Source organism: Coprococcus sp. RTP21204st1_G4_RTP21204_210225 (assembly GCF_040915385.1).
GTDB classification, from domain to species: Bacteria; Bacillota; Clostridia; order Lachnospirales; family Lachnospiraceae; genus Allocoprococcus; species Allocoprococcus comes.
Genome location: NZ_JBCPDP010000005.1, coordinates 95,799 through 110,616, shown reverse-complemented (window position 1 = coordinate 110,616; position 14,818 = coordinate 95,799). Strand labels below are relative to the sequence as shown.

General features: G+C 49.4%; 17 protein-coding genes and 1 CRISPR repeat array. Of the genes, 9 read left to right on the top strand and 8 right to left on the bottom strand.

Going from position 1 to position 14,818, the window contains the following annotated elements; all coding sequences use genetic code 11:
* Window positions 1–42 precede the first annotated feature (42 nt).
* Window positions 43–342: a CRISPR direct-repeat array (repeat unit 36 nt; unit sequence ATTATAACAGCTGATTGAATGGCAACGCACTAGGGC).
* 213 nt (window positions 343–555) lie between these two features.
* The gene (locus tag AB5213_RS06320) at window positions 556–1,689 is read left to right on the top strand and encodes a BspA family leucine-rich repeat surface protein (protein WP_368276485.1); all 1,134 of its coding nucleotides are present in this window, start codon (window positions 556–558) and stop codon (window positions 1,687–1,689) included.
* 262 nt (window positions 1,690–1,951) lie between these two features.
* Here the strand turns inward: AB5213_RS06320 and AB5213_RS06315 are convergent, their stop codons facing one another.
* Window positions 1,952–2,245: a hypothetical protein gene (locus AB5213_RS06315; RefSeq protein WP_368276484.1), complete on the bottom strand. Its 294-nt coding sequence runs from the start codon at window positions 2,243–2,245 to the stop codon at window positions 1,952–1,954.
* Window positions 2,246–2,269: 24 nt separating this feature from the next.
* Complete coding sequence (locus AB5213_RS06310; protein WP_368276483.1) at window positions 2,270–2,956, bottom strand: plasmid recombination protein; 687 nt, start codon at window positions 2,954–2,956, stop codon at window positions 2,270–2,272.
* A 543-nt stretch (window positions 2,957–3,499) separates the two neighbouring features.
* Here AB5213_RS06310 and AB5213_RS06305 point away from each other — a divergent pair.
* Window positions 3,500–4,765: an ATP-binding protein gene (locus tag AB5213_RS06305; RefSeq protein ID WP_368276482.1), complete on the top strand. Its 1,266-nt coding sequence runs from the start codon at window positions 3,500–3,502 to the stop codon at window positions 4,763–4,765.
* 791 nt (window positions 4,766–5,556) lie between these two features.
* Here the strand turns inward: AB5213_RS06305 and AB5213_RS06300 are convergent.
* Window positions 5,557–5,688 carry a hypothetical protein gene (locus tag AB5213_RS06300; protein ID WP_368276481.1) on the bottom strand — a complete coding sequence of 44 codons (132 nt, stop codon included), beginning with the start codon at window positions 5,686–5,688 and terminating at the stop codon, window positions 5,557–5,559.
* Between the two features lie 246 nt (window positions 5,689–5,934).
* Here AB5213_RS06300 and AB5213_RS06295 point away from each other — a divergent pair, with 246 nt between their 5' ends.
* From AB5213_RS06295 to AB5213_RS06285, 3 genes are all read left to right on the top strand, one after another.
* Window positions 5,935–6,240 (top strand): helix-turn-helix domain-containing protein, encoded by a 306-nt coding sequence (locus tag AB5213_RS06295; RefSeq protein ID WP_368276480.1) that lies wholly within the window; start codon window positions 5,935–5,937, stop codon window positions 6,238–6,240.
* A gap of 135 nt (window positions 6,241–6,375) precedes the next feature.
* Window positions 6,376–6,774 (top strand): HNH endonuclease, encoded by a 399-nt coding sequence (locus AB5213_RS06290; protein ID WP_215634367.1) that lies wholly within the window; start codon window positions 6,376–6,378, stop codon window positions 6,772–6,774.
* A gap of 460 nt (window positions 6,775–7,234) precedes the next feature.
* Window positions 7,235–7,936, top strand: a complete 702-nt coding sequence (locus tag AB5213_RS06285) for a hypothetical protein (protein ID WP_368276479.1) — start codon at window positions 7,235–7,237, stop codon at window positions 7,934–7,936.
* A 100-nt stretch (window positions 7,937–8,036) separates the two neighbouring features.
* Here AB5213_RS06285 and AB5213_RS06280 read toward each other — a convergent pair whose 3' ends face one another.
* Window positions 8,037–8,969: a glycosyltransferase family 2 protein gene (locus AB5213_RS06280; protein ID WP_368276478.1), complete on the bottom strand. Its 933-nt coding sequence runs from the start codon at window positions 8,967–8,969 to the stop codon at window positions 8,037–8,039.
* 133 nt (window positions 8,970–9,102) lie between these two features.
* On the opposite strand from AB5213_RS06280, the gene AB5213_RS06275 reads away from it, so the two are divergent.
* From AB5213_RS06275 to AB5213_RS06260, 4 genes are all read left to right on the top strand, one after another.
* The gene (locus AB5213_RS06275; protein ID WP_368276477.1) at window positions 9,103–9,492 is read left to right on the top strand and encodes a hypothetical protein; all 390 of its coding nucleotides are present in this window, start codon (window positions 9,103–9,105) and stop codon (window positions 9,490–9,492) included.
* Between the two features lie 84 nt (window positions 9,493–9,576).
* On the top strand, window positions 9,577–10,032 hold the full coding sequence (locus AB5213_RS06270) for a hypothetical protein (RefSeq protein ID WP_368276476.1): 456 nt from the start codon (window positions 9,577–9,579) through the stop codon (window positions 10,030–10,032).
* 105 nt (window positions 10,033–10,137) lie between these two features.
* The gene (locus AB5213_RS06265) at window positions 10,138–10,575 is read left to right on the top strand and encodes a zinc-ribbon domain-containing protein (RefSeq protein ID WP_215634359.1); all 438 of its coding nucleotides are present in this window, start codon (window positions 10,138–10,140) and stop codon (window positions 10,573–10,575) included.
* A gap of 6 nt (window positions 10,576–10,581) precedes the next feature.
* A complete protein-coding gene (locus AB5213_RS06260; protein ID WP_368276475.1) occupies window positions 10,582–11,787 on the top strand; it encodes a hypothetical protein in 1,206 nt (401 codons plus the stop codon).
* A 569-nt stretch (window positions 11,788–12,356) separates the two neighbouring features.
* Here the strand turns inward: AB5213_RS06260 and AB5213_RS06255 are convergent.
* The 4 genes from AB5213_RS06255 to AB5213_RS06240 form a co-directional block, all read right to left on the bottom strand.
* Complete coding sequence (locus AB5213_RS06255; RefSeq protein WP_368276474.1) at window positions 12,357–13,604, bottom strand: hypothetical protein; 1,248 nt, start codon at window positions 13,602–13,604, stop codon at window positions 12,357–12,359.
* Between the two features lie 13 nt (window positions 13,605–13,617).
* On the bottom strand, window positions 13,618–13,800 hold the full coding sequence (locus tag AB5213_RS06250) for a type II toxin-antitoxin system Phd/YefM family antitoxin (protein WP_006236368.1): 183 nt from the start codon (window positions 13,798–13,800) through the stop codon (window positions 13,618–13,620).
* A gap of 84 nt (window positions 13,801–13,884) precedes the next feature.
* The gene (locus AB5213_RS06245) at window positions 13,885–14,595 is read right to left on the bottom strand and encodes a Fic/DOC family protein (RefSeq protein ID WP_368276473.1); all 711 of its coding nucleotides are present in this window, start codon (window positions 14,593–14,595) and stop codon (window positions 13,885–13,887) included.
* 6 nt (window positions 14,596–14,601) lie between these two features.
* The gene (locus tag AB5213_RS06240; protein WP_118199908.1) at window positions 14,602–14,793 is read right to left on the bottom strand and encodes an antitoxin VbhA family protein; all 192 of its coding nucleotides are present in this window, start codon (window positions 14,791–14,793) and stop codon (window positions 14,602–14,604) included.
* Between the last annotated feature and the right edge of the window lie 25 nt (window positions 14,794–14,818).

The following is a 14,818-nucleotide window of genomic DNA, read 5'->3' as shown; positions in this document are numbered from 1 at the left end:
ACGCACTAGGGCTGACAACTACGGAATCCCTGATTTCTATGAATTATAACAGCTGATTGAATGGCAACGCACTAGGGCCTCACGTCCTTCGGGCCATCGGCGCAAGCGATTATAACAGCTGATTGAATGGCAACGCACTAGGGCAACTTATAAGCGACTAACTTTCAAGAATAGATTATAACAGCTGATTGAATGGCAACGCACTAGGGCTGACAACTACGGAATCCCTGATTTCTATGAATTATAACAGCTGATTGAATGGCAACGCACTAGGGCTTGCTCCCATGTCCCATCTTCTCGCCGTACATTATAACAGCAGAAGTTGGTCAAATGTCACACCGCTAGAGCTAGTCGATGCGTGGTAGAATCAAGTTGTACCAGCGAAGCTCGTCCTCGGACGGTCAATCTTCGGAAAGCGGGCAACGCAGGTACAGACGAATTGATAGCCCGGTGCCAGCCGTGCTATTTTTTTTCTCCCTTCGCTATCCGTTCCGCTTATATTCCTTCCACCAGCCGTACACGTACAGGACGGAACGGACGGCGCCGGGGGCTTTGGTGTATCATTATCCACAGTGCTTGCAAAACGAATATCAGGATATGAGCGGGAATTTCACCATCATCGAAAAGAGATCGCCCATGTTATCATTGCCCAGAATTACCCCCCCCACTAAAAAACGGTCATGCAGGACGTATCCGGAGTCCGGTGCCGGTACCGTCGAATACGTCATCGTCCTGATTGTCGCCGTGGTAATCGGCGCGGGACTACTCGGCTTCGGCACCAAAATCGCCCAGCAGGTCAATGAGACAGGCGATACGATTGGCGGCTGGTTCGGTAGCGGCGAGGATGTTTTTGGCGCTGGTTCAGCCGATCAGGCCGAAACCGCATTTGCCGTGTATAGTGCCGATGATAACAGTCTGGATTTCTACAAACGCGCTGAGGTCCCGGAAGTCGGCGATAAGTTCGAGTTCAAGACCGTGACCGAGGTGTACACGGGGTTTGAGACGGGGACGTATACGCTCGTCGAGACGCCCACAGATCGCTATGGCTCATCAAACGCTCCTTGGGCCGCTCATCAGTCGCAGATCGAAACGGTCACCGTCGTGGATACTGGCATCGCTCCCGAAAGTGTCAGCGTATGGTTTGCAAACATGACCAATCTCAAAACCGTCGATGTGGCAAAGATTGACACGTCTGAGTGTCGTCAGATGTTCGACGCTTTCTTCAGGGCTAGGAAATTGAAGTCACTCGACCTTTCCTCATGGGATGTTTCAAAAACCTTGAACTTCAGCTGTATGTTCCAAGAGTGCCATTCGCTTGAGAGCATCAATATGAAAGACTGGTCCGTACACGCATCCCGTAGTGGAATGTTCGGAATGTTCTTCGACTGCCTGTCTCTGCAATCTCTCGATCTTTCCGGCTTCGATTTCACTTCAGTTGTTAGTGCCAACAAAATGTTCGGTAATTGCCAATCGCTGTCCAAAGTCAGTCTCGGTTCTAATTGGAAATGGGTCATCTATGACGATGGTGAGGGAACAAATTCCTATCTGCCGGCTCCTTTTTCAAAATATATCAGTGGGGCAGACGGCAAGTGGTATAGCATTTCGACTGGCAAGGGATACGCGCCGCAAGACATTCCGAATAACACGGCCGATACTTATGTAGCATCGAAAAGTCTGTTGTCGAAATAATGTCGAGCATTCAGCGGGGTCCAAGTGTCTTCCTGGCCCCGTTTTCTATGGTCACGACACGGCAGTAGCAGATTTCACAAAGCCTCAGGTAGACGACTTAACAGAATTCGTTTTACGGGCCGATTAGATCAAGGGCAGCACAGATACTCGCACCACTTCTTTTTCGGGTCATAGAACGTATCTGGTGAGGTCGATTTTTTCGGCGTTGACCTGCGTGGTCTTGCAGACACTCTGGCGGTGGCCCACCCTTACGACCTCGATCTCACTCGGCCTCCATTGCCATATGCATGACGTCATCCATCGAATAGCGGGTGACATCGTCTTCCATTAGCGCCTCGTTGTATGCCTTTATGTCGGCCGCCTCCTCGATGAGATCGGCGTCCGTCCTCGGGAACTTGAAGTACAGGTTGGTGTTGGGCTCCCCCTCGGAAAGCTTGGAGCGGTCGGCGCGGAGATTCACCAGGTTCCCCTCCCAGGAGCCGGATTCGTATTCCGCGCACTCGCGCTCAATATCTTCGTCCGTGATCGCGGATCCGTTTGCAAGCCTGTACTCCATCAGCAACCTCTCCTTCTCGCGTTCTCAATCTCCCTTAGCGTCTTCTTGCTCGGCGGAGCGAATAAGCTCCGCAAGACGCTCACGCGCCTCATGTTCCTGACGCAAGATTTCATTCAGCTGAGCTTTTTTCACAGCAATTTCACTGTCAAGTCGTTCCAGCTCGGCTTTTGCATCTATGTAGTCCTTCAACCCCAACCCGCTCAGGATTCTTTCGCCGGCTTTTTCGGAATCGAGAAGAATCTCGACTTTACATCCAAGGGACGATTCCATGAACCGCTGCATGTCGGGATGCAGCGTCTTAAGCTCAAGACGTGTCACGACACTCTTCGCCGAAAGGCGACCGTCCTCGGTAACTGGTATCCAGGCAAAGTGCATGTGCGGACGGGAGCTGTTCCTGTGTATGTAGGCTGATACGACGTTATCGACACCATAACGCTGAGATAGAAATGTATATGCCGTCTTGAAGAACTCGCGTTCGCGATTATCATCGAAAGAGCGGGGGAGTGTGACGATGCAATCGCACAGACTCACCGCATCCTTGCGCATATGGCGTTTCAGCGCGAGCGCGGAAATTCGCTCGCTAATGAACTGCACTTGGGAAATGAGCCTTTTGGGACCAAGGTTGTAACCGTTGGCTTGCATCGCCTCATTCTCGTAAAGGGCGCACATGTGACCGATCGCGCCAGATTGATATTTCGCTATATGGGCCATTGTGATCACCTTTCAGGGAGCTTCAGACTTCATCAAGTATATCGTGGATGGGACTTATCATAACCGTCGTAAAACCCCTGGTTTAACAACGGGAAAATCAAAGACGGGTCTCGAAGCCTAAAAAGAAAGGTCACCGTCGCTAAGACGATGACCTAACTTCGTTAAGCAACGGCACTGCCCAGCTCTCTACAACTTAGGCTTCCGTCGGCATCATTTTAATCTATTCAGAGTGATAGATTTATTGGAAACTGCGAGATCGACTTTTAGAACATTTAATGCCATTGCTTTTAAACAAAGACTGCCTGTTTTACCAGCACGTTTAACCGAATTTGCAGGTTTCATTTAACCAGATTTGCACGTTTTGTTTAACAAATCAGATTAAACAAGTACAAGTATGATTACAGCGGCATACGTGTTGAAACGATAGTTCCGAAATTGTTTCACAGTTTGTCGCCAGATTGTTTCACGTGACGTCGTCAGAATGTTTCACGTGCTGGTAAAATGCTATAAAACAAGATGGCTCAATGAACGACGGGAAGTTCTATGAATAGGTATATAGCTAGATGCATCGATCGTTTAATTGAACGCGATCTCAGTATCTTCGGTGCCGTGCTTATCCAGGGACCGAAGTGGTGCGGGAAAACTACAACGGCGCAACGTTTTGCAGCGTCCTCCCTGTCCCTCTCAGATCCAGCCGGCGGTTTTGCGGCACTTCAACTCGCCCGACTCGATCCCGCCCAGGCGGTAGTAGGCTCAGCTCCGCGACTCATCGATGAGTGGCAGGAGGAGCCTAAAATATGGGATGCAGTGCGTTTCGAGTGCGACCGAAGAATGGGTGAGCCCGGACAGTTTCTTCTAACTGGGTCTGCTACGCCGAACGCCGCAAGCCAACCTATGCACAGTGGAGTTGGGCGCGTGTCTCGACTCCGCATGGACACGATGACTCTCCTCGAGCTCGGCATTTCATCGGGATCGGTCTCCCTCGGAACACTGTTCGCTGAAAAGCCGATCGGGGTTGCTCTTGGATCAATTGAAGGCATCTCTGCCATCGCAGACTTGGTGTGTCGAGGCGGTTGGCCGCAAGCCGTTGGCAGGTCAACCGAAGATGCCATGTGTATCTCTTCTGCGTATGTCGACGGTGTTTGCGAATCTGATGTTTCAAAGGTTGACGGCGTGAAGCGTGATCCAGAGAAAGTCAGGGCTCTTCTTTCTTCACTTGCCCGCAACGAATCCACTCTTGCCGGCGAAAAGTCTCTTGAGAAGGACCTCGGCGGTGATGTATCGAGGAGCACACTGCGGCGCTATATGGATGCCTTGCGTAGAATAAACATCATCGACGATATTCCAGCTTGGCATCCAGCGCTCAGGTCGCCTGTGAAACTGCGACAGAGCGCGAAAAGGCATCTCGCTGACCCTTCACTTGCCGTCGCGCTACTCGGAGCAAATCCGGAGTCATTGGTATCAGACCCGAAAACACTGGGACTGCTCTTCGAATCCTTCGTCCTGCACGACCTTAAGGTCTATGCCGCTGTAAACGACTCATCGGTATCCCATTACCACGACGCCGATGATCTCGAAGTCGATGCCGTGATTCACAGGCGCGATGGAACCTGGATTGCCGTGGAAGTAAAACTTGGAAGCTCCCAGATTCCCGAGGCATCTGCAAACCTGCTTCGGCTGGAGCGAAAGTTGGTTGAGCGCGGTAAGAAGCCGCCCGCGGCCAAGCTCATCGTCATCGGGTTCGGTATGCCGGCGCACACGATGCCAGAGGGCGTCATCGTTGCACCAGTTGACACGCTTGCGCCGTAGAGCTGCGGTGGGATTACCTTGCCCTCGAAAAGGAGATTCAGCCTTGGCTGGTAAAGCGGTAACCGAGAAATAAATCATTGAAGGGGGAGAAGGCGCTGCGCTTCTCCCCTTGCCTTATCGTTGCGATAGGTGCAATCCCTATACGTTTTGAGACGTTGAATATGAACAATAACAGAGGTGTACCAGTTAACTGGGGCAGTCGCAGGTTCGGTTAGAATTGATGTCACGGCGCATTCCGTGCGCGGGCGGCCGACGATTTGATCGGAGGTCACCATATGCTGAAATTCCTTAACGCGCTGGCCGCTCTTGCAACGGTCGGCACGTTCATCATCGCGTTTTTAAACTCGTATGAGGTTCGGATTAAGGTCCGTAGGCGTACGCGCGGTGCGGACAGTGGACGGCATTTGCGCCACAAGCGCAAATAAGAATGCCCGGGGGGTCGGAGCCCGGGCATTTAACAAAGACTGAAAACTAGGCCGCCCGCGCTCCATGTTGCTTACACGGGATGCGTCGTTTTCTGCTTTCATTTTATCCTCTTTAGGCGGATAAAACCACCGTACGCTTGGGCTCTCATGTGAGTTCATCCTAGGGTCTTCATCAAGCATATCGTGGGTGGGACTTAATTATAACAACAGATTGAATGATGCTTCTTACAGCGCTTGTTGGCCTTTCCAAGGCACTCAAGCAGGGCTCGAAGCCCAAAAAGAAAGGCCACCGTCGCTAAGACGATGACCTAACTCTACTAAGCAACGGCTCTGCCCAGCTTCCTACGACTTGGGCTGCCGTCGGCATTATTTTACCCTATCCAGAGTGCTGAATTTATCGAAAACTGCGAGATGGACTTCAGGAACATTTAATGCAATCGCCTTTAAGCAAAGACTGCCTGTTTTACCGGCACGTTTAACCAAATTTACAGTTTTCATTTAACCTGATTTGTGCATTTTATTTAACAAATCAGGTTAAGCGAGTGCAAGTATAATCACGGCGGCATATGAGCCGAGACGATAGATCCGAAATTGTTTCACAGTTTATCGCCAATTTTGAAACCAGGAGTTTGCGACGGTTTCGATAAAAACAAGGGGGTAACTCCGCGGACATGGCCTAGTGCGTTGTCTATAATTACCGATATCCGGTAGTTTTTGCCACATACGACCGAGAAAGGGTACATAATGGCAACGTTGACTGGAAATAAACTTGCCGCCTTGCTCAAGGAGCGGGGGATGAGTCAAAAGGAGCTGGCCGAGGCAGCATGTCTCACACCGGCGGCGGTGAGCAGGTATGTCAACGGCGAACGGGAGCCGAGGGCGCACACGGTTGCCGCCCTGGCAGATGTCCTTGGGGTGAAACCCTTGGATATCATCGGAACCTATGATGAGCAGGAGATGGTTACGGCTATCCGCTTTATCGTCCGTAACATTGACAAGCTCACTGAAGCCCAGCGTGCCGAACTCATCGCTGCACTCTCAAAGCTTTAGGAAATATCCGATCAGATCAAGGAGAACCTACTACATGTACTGTTACAAAGATGACAAGTGCGACACGTTCAAAGAGTTAACGAGTAGCGGTGGATTATCCGACCCCGGTGACAAGCGAATGTTCGGGTGATTACCATGGAAGGCAATTACCTTTCCCCGATCATAGATGCCTTTAAGCCGATCCTGATTTTCGCTGCTGTTCTCTGGGGCAGTGAAATTATCATCACGATGCTTATCAAAGATCACAAGAAGGCGAAACGAAAGCAGGCACGTGAGAAGCGCCGCTTGGAATATCAGGACCGTCGCATAGCCAACGATGCCGAGCACGCTAAGGTCACGAGAGCCATGCGCTACGACGTGCTCCGTCGAGACAACTTTCACTGCGTTCGCTGTGGCAGGGGAAAGGAGGACGGTGTCAAACTGCACGTCGATCATATTGTCCCTGTCTCGCGTGGTGGCAAATCGGTAATGAGCAATCTGCAGACGCTATGCGAGGACTGTAACTGCGGCAAGGGCAACAGATATGAAGAGTAATGTCATGTCAGCTACGATTTGAAATTATCTATCTTGGAGACGTATGAATTATTCCAAGGGGCATTGACGCCAGACAAGATTGTCTACATAGACAAAAAAACAGGGTCAAAAACTTGAGCGTCTGGCCGAACGCCAATTGTTCGGGAACTACTCAAGCCTTGACCCTAATTGCATTATACATCAGCCCCAATGCATTTACAAGCTAAAAGAAATGGAGAGCATTGATAGGGCGAGGTCATTAACCAACAAAGCGCTTGAAACAAGAGACTCGTGTGAATCGCTGGCTAATCAACGCAATGTAGTAGAGCATGATTCACATGAGGAACGAATTTAGCAAATTAAGCAGCACTATTCAGTAGATAAAATCTCTGAAGAGACTATTGAATAACTTGATTATTCAATAGTCTGTTATCCCGAAAAATGATAAGTATTTAATCTTGCTTGAACGGATCAGCGAAAGATGAATAGACAGACATCAACACTACGCGAATTAGAAACTGAACGCTTGGGCTTACCGATTTTTTCAACATCACTGTCACATCCACTTAACAAATTAAATTATGAGTCGCAACTAGAGTTGCTACGCATTGTTCTTACTCAATTTCGTGAAAGACCTTTATGTGGAGAAGGATATAGTGAAGAGTCTCTTAGATTATATGATGAGATCTTAGGAGCGTTAATTCGAGTAAGAAATGAGTATCGTAAGGAGCTGGTTCAGTCTCCGAAAGAAATCGCTGAGTTTGAATCCCAGTGGGAGTACCAGGGCGATATTTTCCGGATAATAGATAAAGCTTATGTTTGGCCGAAACTATTAGCAAAAGAGCCAAAACGGCGCATGCCTCGAATTAAATGGCATGGAATGGTAGCATCTTGGAGTTCGTCTTTTGATTTTACAAAAGGTTATAATCATGTATCTAGGAATGCTAAGTACACTTTTCTTCACTCCAATACAGGTCAGAGCGTAGGGATAGATGTTAATAAATTTAGCAGTTACCTTGATTGCTACAATTCGAATTTGTCACAAGAAAATGAAATTATTTTTCCAATGGCAAAGAGCTATTCTGTTAAGATTTACAGAAATTTTACTGCTGAAGAGTTCAAACAAAAAATGCAGAAAGTATTTTATAAAAGGTTTGAGCAGCAGTTAAAATCTTTCATTTAGGCATTCTGTATATCAAACCGTATTTCAACCAGATAATCTAGACGCTTCTAGTAACGAATCTAGCATGCATCAGTTGAAAGACCGTCACGGTCTGATCGTTTCACTCGTTCTCAGCTTGGCGGTATACGCGCAGCTCCCATTGCTTGCGCTCAACTTTTGCCACGGCATCCAGAATGAATCCAGTAGCCAGAGAGAGGGCGGCAATAAACATGAACGCCACGGCTAAGATGGCTGTCGGGAGTCTGGGCACGAGACCGGTGGCAAGGTACTCACTCACAACAGGCATGCCGGCACATAGGCCTCCAATGCAGAATGCCAAAGCGACCAGCGAGAAGAACTTTAACGGGCGGTAGTCCTTGAACAGCGTGCCGATCATGGCAATTACTTTCAGCCCATCCCTTACGGTATTCAATTTGGAGACCGAGCCATTGGGGCGATCACGGTATTTCACGGGGATATTCACGATACGCCAGCGCCGGTCGACGGCATGGATCGATAATTCGGTCTCAATCTGGAAACCCTCGGACAGGACAGGGAAGGTCTTGACGAATGGCCTGGACATGGCACGGTAACCGGTCATGACATCCTCGAAACCGTAACCGTATATCCATTTGATCATGGCACGAACGAGGTCGTTGCCGAAACCGTGGAAGGTACGTCCGTTCTGCTTCGCATAGGTTCCGTTCGATAGGCGGTCGCCCACGACCATATCGGCCTCGCCCGCGAGAACGGGGGCACAAAGTGCCCGCGCCGATTCCGCTGGGTAGGTATCGTCGCCGTCAACCATGAGGTAGCAGTCGGCTTCGATGTCTCGGAACATCTGGCGGCAGACGTTTCCCTTGCCTTGGCGGGGTTCGAGTCTGACGACAGCGCCTCGCGAGCGGGCGATGGCGGCGGTGTCGTCGGTCGAGTTGTTGTCGTAGACATAGACTGATGCCTCGGGTAGCTCGCGGTGGAAGTCTCCAACGACCTTGGCTATCATCGGAGCCTCGTTGAAGCATGGGATGATTACTGCAATCTTGTCTCGACTCAATGCGGACTTCCTTTCATTACAAACCTTATTAAAAGGCTAACGTTGTAAGTGTGACAACGCAATTATGCGATATCGCATTACCTATTATGCTATCATAGTATCATCCAACCACCTCAAATAGAAAGACTCCATCATGCAAGTTCTGACTTCCACGTTCTGCCGCGAGCTTTTCACGTCACTCGGCTTCGCTTACGACGATATACGCCACTGCGATCTCGATGCCCTCCAGGGCTATATCGCCATCGAGTGCGCCAGGTCTCACCGTGACGGGATGACCCCGCACTTCATGACGCCACGTCGGAAGTCTGACAGTCTGTGCTGCAAAATGAAGCCGGAAGGTGGTCTTGAGAAGGCATATATCAAGATTGACTGTCTTGACCAGTGGAACGGTCGCGAGGCGATAAGCTTCAACTCTGACGGCTTCATCGGCTTCTGTGGATGGGCCGACACACAGAACAGCCAACCGTTCCTCAATGCTTTTCGACGTTGGCTGACTGAATACATGTTGGAACGTTCGCGCTAATTTCAAGTGCCTAATTATAGTGTCGTAGTATTGTGGTACAATGGATTTTAACGATAAATAAAAGTTTGGCTGATAGGAGTGGCTATGGGCAAAAAGAAAGTTACCGATAAAGACATCCGTTCGATTGAGTTTGCAATTGATAGCGTGTTTTCCGGTGCATCGGGAGAGGCTGCTAAGCAAGCTTTCCATGTTTTGGTTGAACGGGCCGAAGAGACCGGGAAGCTCCAAAACGATTTGAACTCTCTGCGCCACGAGTTCAATACGCTTAAAGGCGAATATAAAAAGGTTTCCCATCGCTACAGTAAGTTCCGTAAGCTCTGCCACGCGATGGCACGTAAGGAGATTGTCGATGCGGACGGAGAGCCCATCTTGTTCGGCGACATTCTGTATGGTGAGGATGGACGTGCATGGACTGTTCTCGGACCGAGTAGCAAACGTTGGCTATTTGTCAGCGGGATGAATGTCGATGGCGAACCGGTCAAACAACTTGTCATGACGAAATGGTTGACTCGTACACCTTGTAAGGCAGAAGAGAAGTAGTGCGATCTAAAACTGATAGGTCTAAAGAGTCGTCTTTTTCGGGCGACTCTTTTTAAGCTCTATAATCGGTGGGCTGTAGACTGGTTAAAAGGGAAGGTCAACTAAATGGCAAAGCTAATCGTCGGTCAAAATGATCTAGCGACAGTCAATCCGGATTTGGCAGCGGAGTGGCATCCGACGAAGAATAACTGCCTTCGACCGACGCAGGTGACTGCCGGATCCAACCGAAAGGTCTGGTGGAAAGGAACATGCGGGCATGAGTGGGAGGCGGTAATCGGAAATAGGAGCAGGGGAATTGGATGTCCCCATTGTTCAAAGAGACATGTCGTCGAAGGCGTTAACGACCTCGTCACGGTGAATCCAAGTCTGGCCGCCGAATGGCATCCCACGAAGAACGGTAGGCTTCGCCCGATGCAGATTGCCGGAAAATCCAATAAGAAGGCGTGGTGGCTGGGAAAGTGCGGGCATGAGTGGGAGGCTGCCATATATTCAAGGGCGGCAGGGAAAGGCTGTCCCTATTGCTATGGCAAAAAGGAAAGGTAGTGCAAAATGGAAAAAGCGGCAATCGGTACCAATGATCTTGGGATGCATATTGTCATCAGGCCTATTTCTAAAGCCCTTCTCTCGAAAGACGAGACCGTTGGGATAGAAACCCAAAAGATCAACTCACTCTTGACGGCACGAAGGCCGATAGCTCTCGCTGACGCTATTTCCGCGCTTCCACCACTATTGCCTCCATCGGCTGATCCCATAACTGGCATGCGGTTATACAGTATCGAAGAAATAATGTCCGGTTCATGTGGCATACACTTTGGACCGCCTGTCCCTGAATTGCTCAGATATGAGACCGAGTTGAGCGCGAACACAGTCTTAGAATCGAGCATAGCTTCGGCACGTCATGCAGCCAAGCAAATCCCCTGCAATGGTCAATGGCTCACGGACGTACTCGGTAACGCGGATCCAGATTCTACTATGGTCGCGGTGGAGACTCTTGCCGATTGGAGCATGGCGCGTTCTGTCATCTTCTTGGTTGCCAAGCTGCTCAGTTTTCTTGCTGCCGGTTCCGATGCACCGATGGAGGACACGGGTTTCGCTCGCTGCTATGTTGAGTGTCTTGATAAAACGCTCTGGTACATTCCATTTACATTTAATCCTTTTTTTTCATCGGGAAAAGGAAGCTGCAGATTGTTAGCGGATAAGTTGACTGATTATCGTTCCTATCAGCAGCTAGTCGGGATTTTGACTCATCGGGAAAAGATCGGTGATTTTGGAACCGAAGATATCTATGCCGAGGTATTCGGATCCGCCTCTTATGACGAGAGCGAATCGGCCTTCATCCTTACATCGTCTGTTTCTTCCGAGAAATATAGAGGTCTATTCGATGGGTGGAACGACAAAGCAGAAAGGAACTATCTGCTTTGTACGCAAGTTGGCTGTTCGCAACGAAGCGATGCGGAAAATATCATAAATGCGTTGATCGGCTCCGTTTCGAACCTTGCTGTTTCATACGGTCAGATAAGCCTAGGATGGGAAACTGACACGTCTGCATGGTTTTCCAGTCGTCCGGTGCCGAGCTTGAAACGCAATTCCCTGTTCGCAGAATTGCTATATCGAATAGTCTACAGGGACTCTCTGAGGATCGGTATTTGTCGGAATTGCGGGGCACCGTTCCTTCAAAGTGGAATCGGATCCTTGAACGATGTCTGCTCGCAAGCGTGCCGAATGGCTCAACGCCGTAGAAAAGGATTGGCATAGGAATTGTGACTGCAGATATCGTTTCTGGGTTATCAAAACCGTCGTAAAACCCCTTGTTTCAACTACGGGGAGTGTCAACACGGAAGACAATGATTGGTTTTGCAGGAAAGTTTTTGGGAATTTTCAAAACTAACCGGTAGAAATATTGGTAGCAGCTATACTAAAGATGACGCGAGGGTGCGCTTAACGGTTTTGCAGAACCGGCGCCCTACGTGGATAGAAACAGGTTTTGAGGCTTTCACCTCGTCACTGAAGTCGTCCTTGCAGGGGCGGCTTCAGTCATTTAATAGGTCGAATTTAACGACCCAGAATGATCTGCCCGGTCGTAAGCATGAGCGCTATGACTAAAAGACGTAGAATGTCCATATGACCACCTCCCCGAAAACTCGGGTAGGGCTTCAGCGCACCCCGCGCCTTTGCTGATTGTATCAGGCATCATTTCGTCCTGCAAAAAAGACCCCGGATTAAACTCCGAGGTCTTTCTTTTTACCGGTAAATTCTCACCGCTAGTGTCGTAGTACTATGGTACAATCTATTTACCGAATGTAAGAGGAGAGGAACGATGTACATTACTCCCAGTGACCGGCGACGTCGACAACCCAATGCTGTCCCGTAGCCTGCTGTTCATAATGTCCCTGGTCCTCAGATGTGGTATACGAATCGTTTACGACAGATCCTCCGATGCCGCCGTTGTCCATATCATTATGAACCCACGAATAGGCGGCATCTTCGGAATCGAAGGGCCCTACCATAGTACCACCATGGTTGACCCAGAAACGAGGATGGCGCGTATACACTACATTCGGCACCCAGACCTGGCTGTAATCTGTCTCCCAGTGTCCCTGCTCGGCAACCCACTTCTTCTGGCTACCGCCGTTGGAAGAGGAATTGTTGCTGCCGGAACTCTGCGAATTGCTGGAATTCTGCTTGGAGTCGGAGGAGTTTCCCTTGCTGTCAGACTTCGACGAGTCGGAAGACTTGTTATCCTCTTTCTTGGAGTCATCGGACTTCTGGTCCTTGCCGTCGGATTCTTTCTTCTCCTCGGTCTTGGCTCCAGTCGAAATAGAGGTCCCATCCGGTTTCTTCACGGTGCCGGCATTCTGGTCATAGCCCTGGTCATGCACACCATCGGTGGACCAGATGTCATCGGCGATCACATGTCCGCCGGATCCGTTGATGATGTCGACGGTTGATCCTCCGGTCGGCGCCTTTGTGACATCGTATGCGACGGCGACCTTGATGTTGCCGTCCTTGTCAGTGGCAACCCACGTCACATCGACGGCACTGACGCCCTTGATTTTCTTTCCGTTGAGTAAGGCAGCGAGGGCGGCGGAACGTCGGGCAGTCGAATCGACCATCTTGGCTGCATCGTCCTCGGAAACCTGGGTCACGAGTACGCGGCCGCTTTTGGCATCGACCCGTACCTGGTCAGAAGCGATCGACAGATCGGCATCGTCCAGCTTGAGCGTCGAGCATAGCTTGGCGATATCAGAAGTCGACAGATTGTCCGTCTTTTCCTCAGAGTTGTCCTTGACCGGTGTGACGGTTTGCTCCTGCTTGGCCGGCTGAGTGTTCGCTGTCTTATGGGAACTCAACGCGAATGCGCCGATACCGAGACCGGCGATGAGCACGACGCCTGCGGCGATCGCGATGATCTTCTTGCGCCCGCCTCGGTCACCGGTCGACGTATCCTCATACATCGGAAGTTCCTCGGTGAGCCCGGCATCGTTCTCACCCTCGGTGGGGATGGGATCTGTCGGTTTCATATCGCCGCTGTCGTAAACGGGCGGCTCGTTGTTCATGTTCATATCATCCATTTGCATTTCCTCCTTATGCTGTCTTTGGTGCTTCATCCTGGATGGATGAATTCGGGAGCGGTACGATCTGGACGATCGGCTTGCTTCCCTTCAGGACGACGACCGGCTTTCCAGTCGTCGCCACGTCTTTTGCGATGCGGGAGAAATCCCGTTTGACTTGTGAGATTCCAAGCATCGGTGGAATATCGCTGTCCATTGTATCGCCTTCTAAAACTGAACCCGTACCTATATCTACAGTTCTTATACCACAATAGCGCTGTTTTTAACGCTATTTTTGGAGTTATCTAATATACTTTTCAGTTAAATCATATGTTCTGTCTGCTTGCATGGACAAATGGTTTCTTACTCGAAGAAGTCTTTTGTAAACAGCGTCTATAGGTAGACTGCTGTTTTTATTAAACGGTATGGCAATTTCCTTGAAAATTGCTTTTAAGGCAGTCAAGTCGTCATTGAGCCTGGCAATTTTAGACGCACTTTCCATGTCTCGACTGCTAACAGAAGTCCAATCTAAGTCATATCCTGCTTCCATTGCGCATAGTGACCAAAACACTCTTTGAGTCCTCCCGTTACCTTCTCTAAAAGGATGAATATAGTTCACATTTGAAAAATGGTATGCAAGACGATCGGCAAACGATAATTGATTTAAACCTTGGAGATTATGGTCTTCACCAAGTTCTTGCATCGAATTATAGAAAGCTGGTTCGATTAGGGCCGAAGGCGCAAAATTAGAATTGTCTGGATCTCCAACTTTGTGTATTTCAACAGTTCTGATTTGTCCAGCCCACGGATATACTTTGCCAAATAAAGAAGCATGGATATATTGCAGGTCTTCAAGCGAATAGCTGACTCTAAATTTTTCGTCATATAACTTCAAAAGCCCAATAGAAACGAAGTCCGCTTCTATTTGATCGAGTTCTGATTGAGTTTTTGCACCTATCGAATTGATGAGAAGTCCTGTTTCAGTATCAATATATGGGTTGACAAAGGACATAGGTGGCTACCTTTCTAGCTGAGACGGTGAAATGCCGTAGTGCTTGCAAAGGCGGCGATCAAATTCAGCAAGGTCGATTTCATCGTTGCAATACCTGCTTGCTTCTTCAAGAAAGAAATCAGAAACTCTTTTACCTTCCAAGGTGTTCGTATATATAGCTTCTGCAACAAACTTTGGGCGATCGTTTTTTTTGATCATTCTTTTGCTCCTTTCTAAAAGTATA

Excerpts from the sequence above, each read along its gene's own strand:
- AB5213_RS06260 (WP_368276475.1), top strand. The coding sequence starts at position 10,582 with ATGGAAAAAGCGGCAATCGGTACCAATGATCTTGGGATGCATATTGTC.
- AB5213_RS06295 (WP_368276480.1), top strand. The coding sequence starts at position 5,935 with ATGGCAACGTTGACTGGAAATAAACTTGCCGCCTTGCTCAAGGAGCGG.
- AB5213_RS06275 (WP_368276477.1), top strand. The coding sequence starts at position 9,103 with ATGCAAGTTCTGACTTCCACGTTCTGCCGCGAGCTTTTCACGTCACTC.
- AB5213_RS06305 (WP_368276482.1), top strand. The coding sequence starts at position 3,500 with ATGAATAGGTATATAGCTAGATGCATCGATCGTTTAATTGAACGCGAT.
- AB5213_RS06315 (WP_368276484.1), bottom strand. The coding sequence starts at position 2,245 with ATGGAGTACAGGCTTGCAAACGGATCCGCGATCACGGACGAAGATATT.
- AB5213_RS06270 (WP_368276476.1), top strand. The coding sequence starts at position 9,577 with ATGGGCAAAAAGAAAGTTACCGATAAAGACATCCGTTCGATTGAGTTT.
- AB5213_RS06310 (WP_368276483.1), bottom strand. The coding sequence starts at position 2,956 with ATGGCCCATATAGCGAAATATCAATCTGGCGCGATCGGTCACATGTGC.
- AB5213_RS06300 (WP_368276481.1), bottom strand. The coding sequence starts at position 5,688 with ATGAAAACTGTAAATTTGGTTAAACGTGCCGGTAAAACAGGCAGTCTT.
- AB5213_RS06250 (WP_006236368.1), bottom strand. The coding sequence starts at position 13,800 with ATGGACAGCGATATTCCACCGATGCTTGGAATCTCACAAGTCAAACGG.
- AB5213_RS06240 (WP_118199908.1), bottom strand. The coding sequence starts at position 14,793 with ATGATCAAAAAAAACGATCGCCCAAAGTTTGTTGCAGAAGCTATATAT.
- AB5213_RS06290 (WP_215634367.1), top strand. The coding sequence starts at position 6,376 with ATGGAAGGCAATTACCTTTCCCCGATCATAGATGCCTTTAAGCCGATC.
- AB5213_RS06255 (WP_368276474.1), bottom strand. The coding sequence starts at position 13,604 with ATGGATGATATGAACATGAACAACGAGCCGCCCGTTTACGACAGCGGC.
- AB5213_RS06245 (WP_368276473.1), bottom strand. The coding sequence starts at position 14,595 with ATGTCCTTTGTCAACCCATATATTGATACTGAAACAGGACTTCTCATC.
- AB5213_RS06285 (WP_368276479.1), top strand. The coding sequence starts at position 7,235 with ATGAATAGACAGACATCAACACTACGCGAATTAGAAACTGAACGCTTG.
- AB5213_RS06265 (WP_215634359.1), top strand. The coding sequence starts at position 10,138 with ATGGCAAAGCTAATCGTCGGTCAAAATGATCTAGCGACAGTCAATCCG.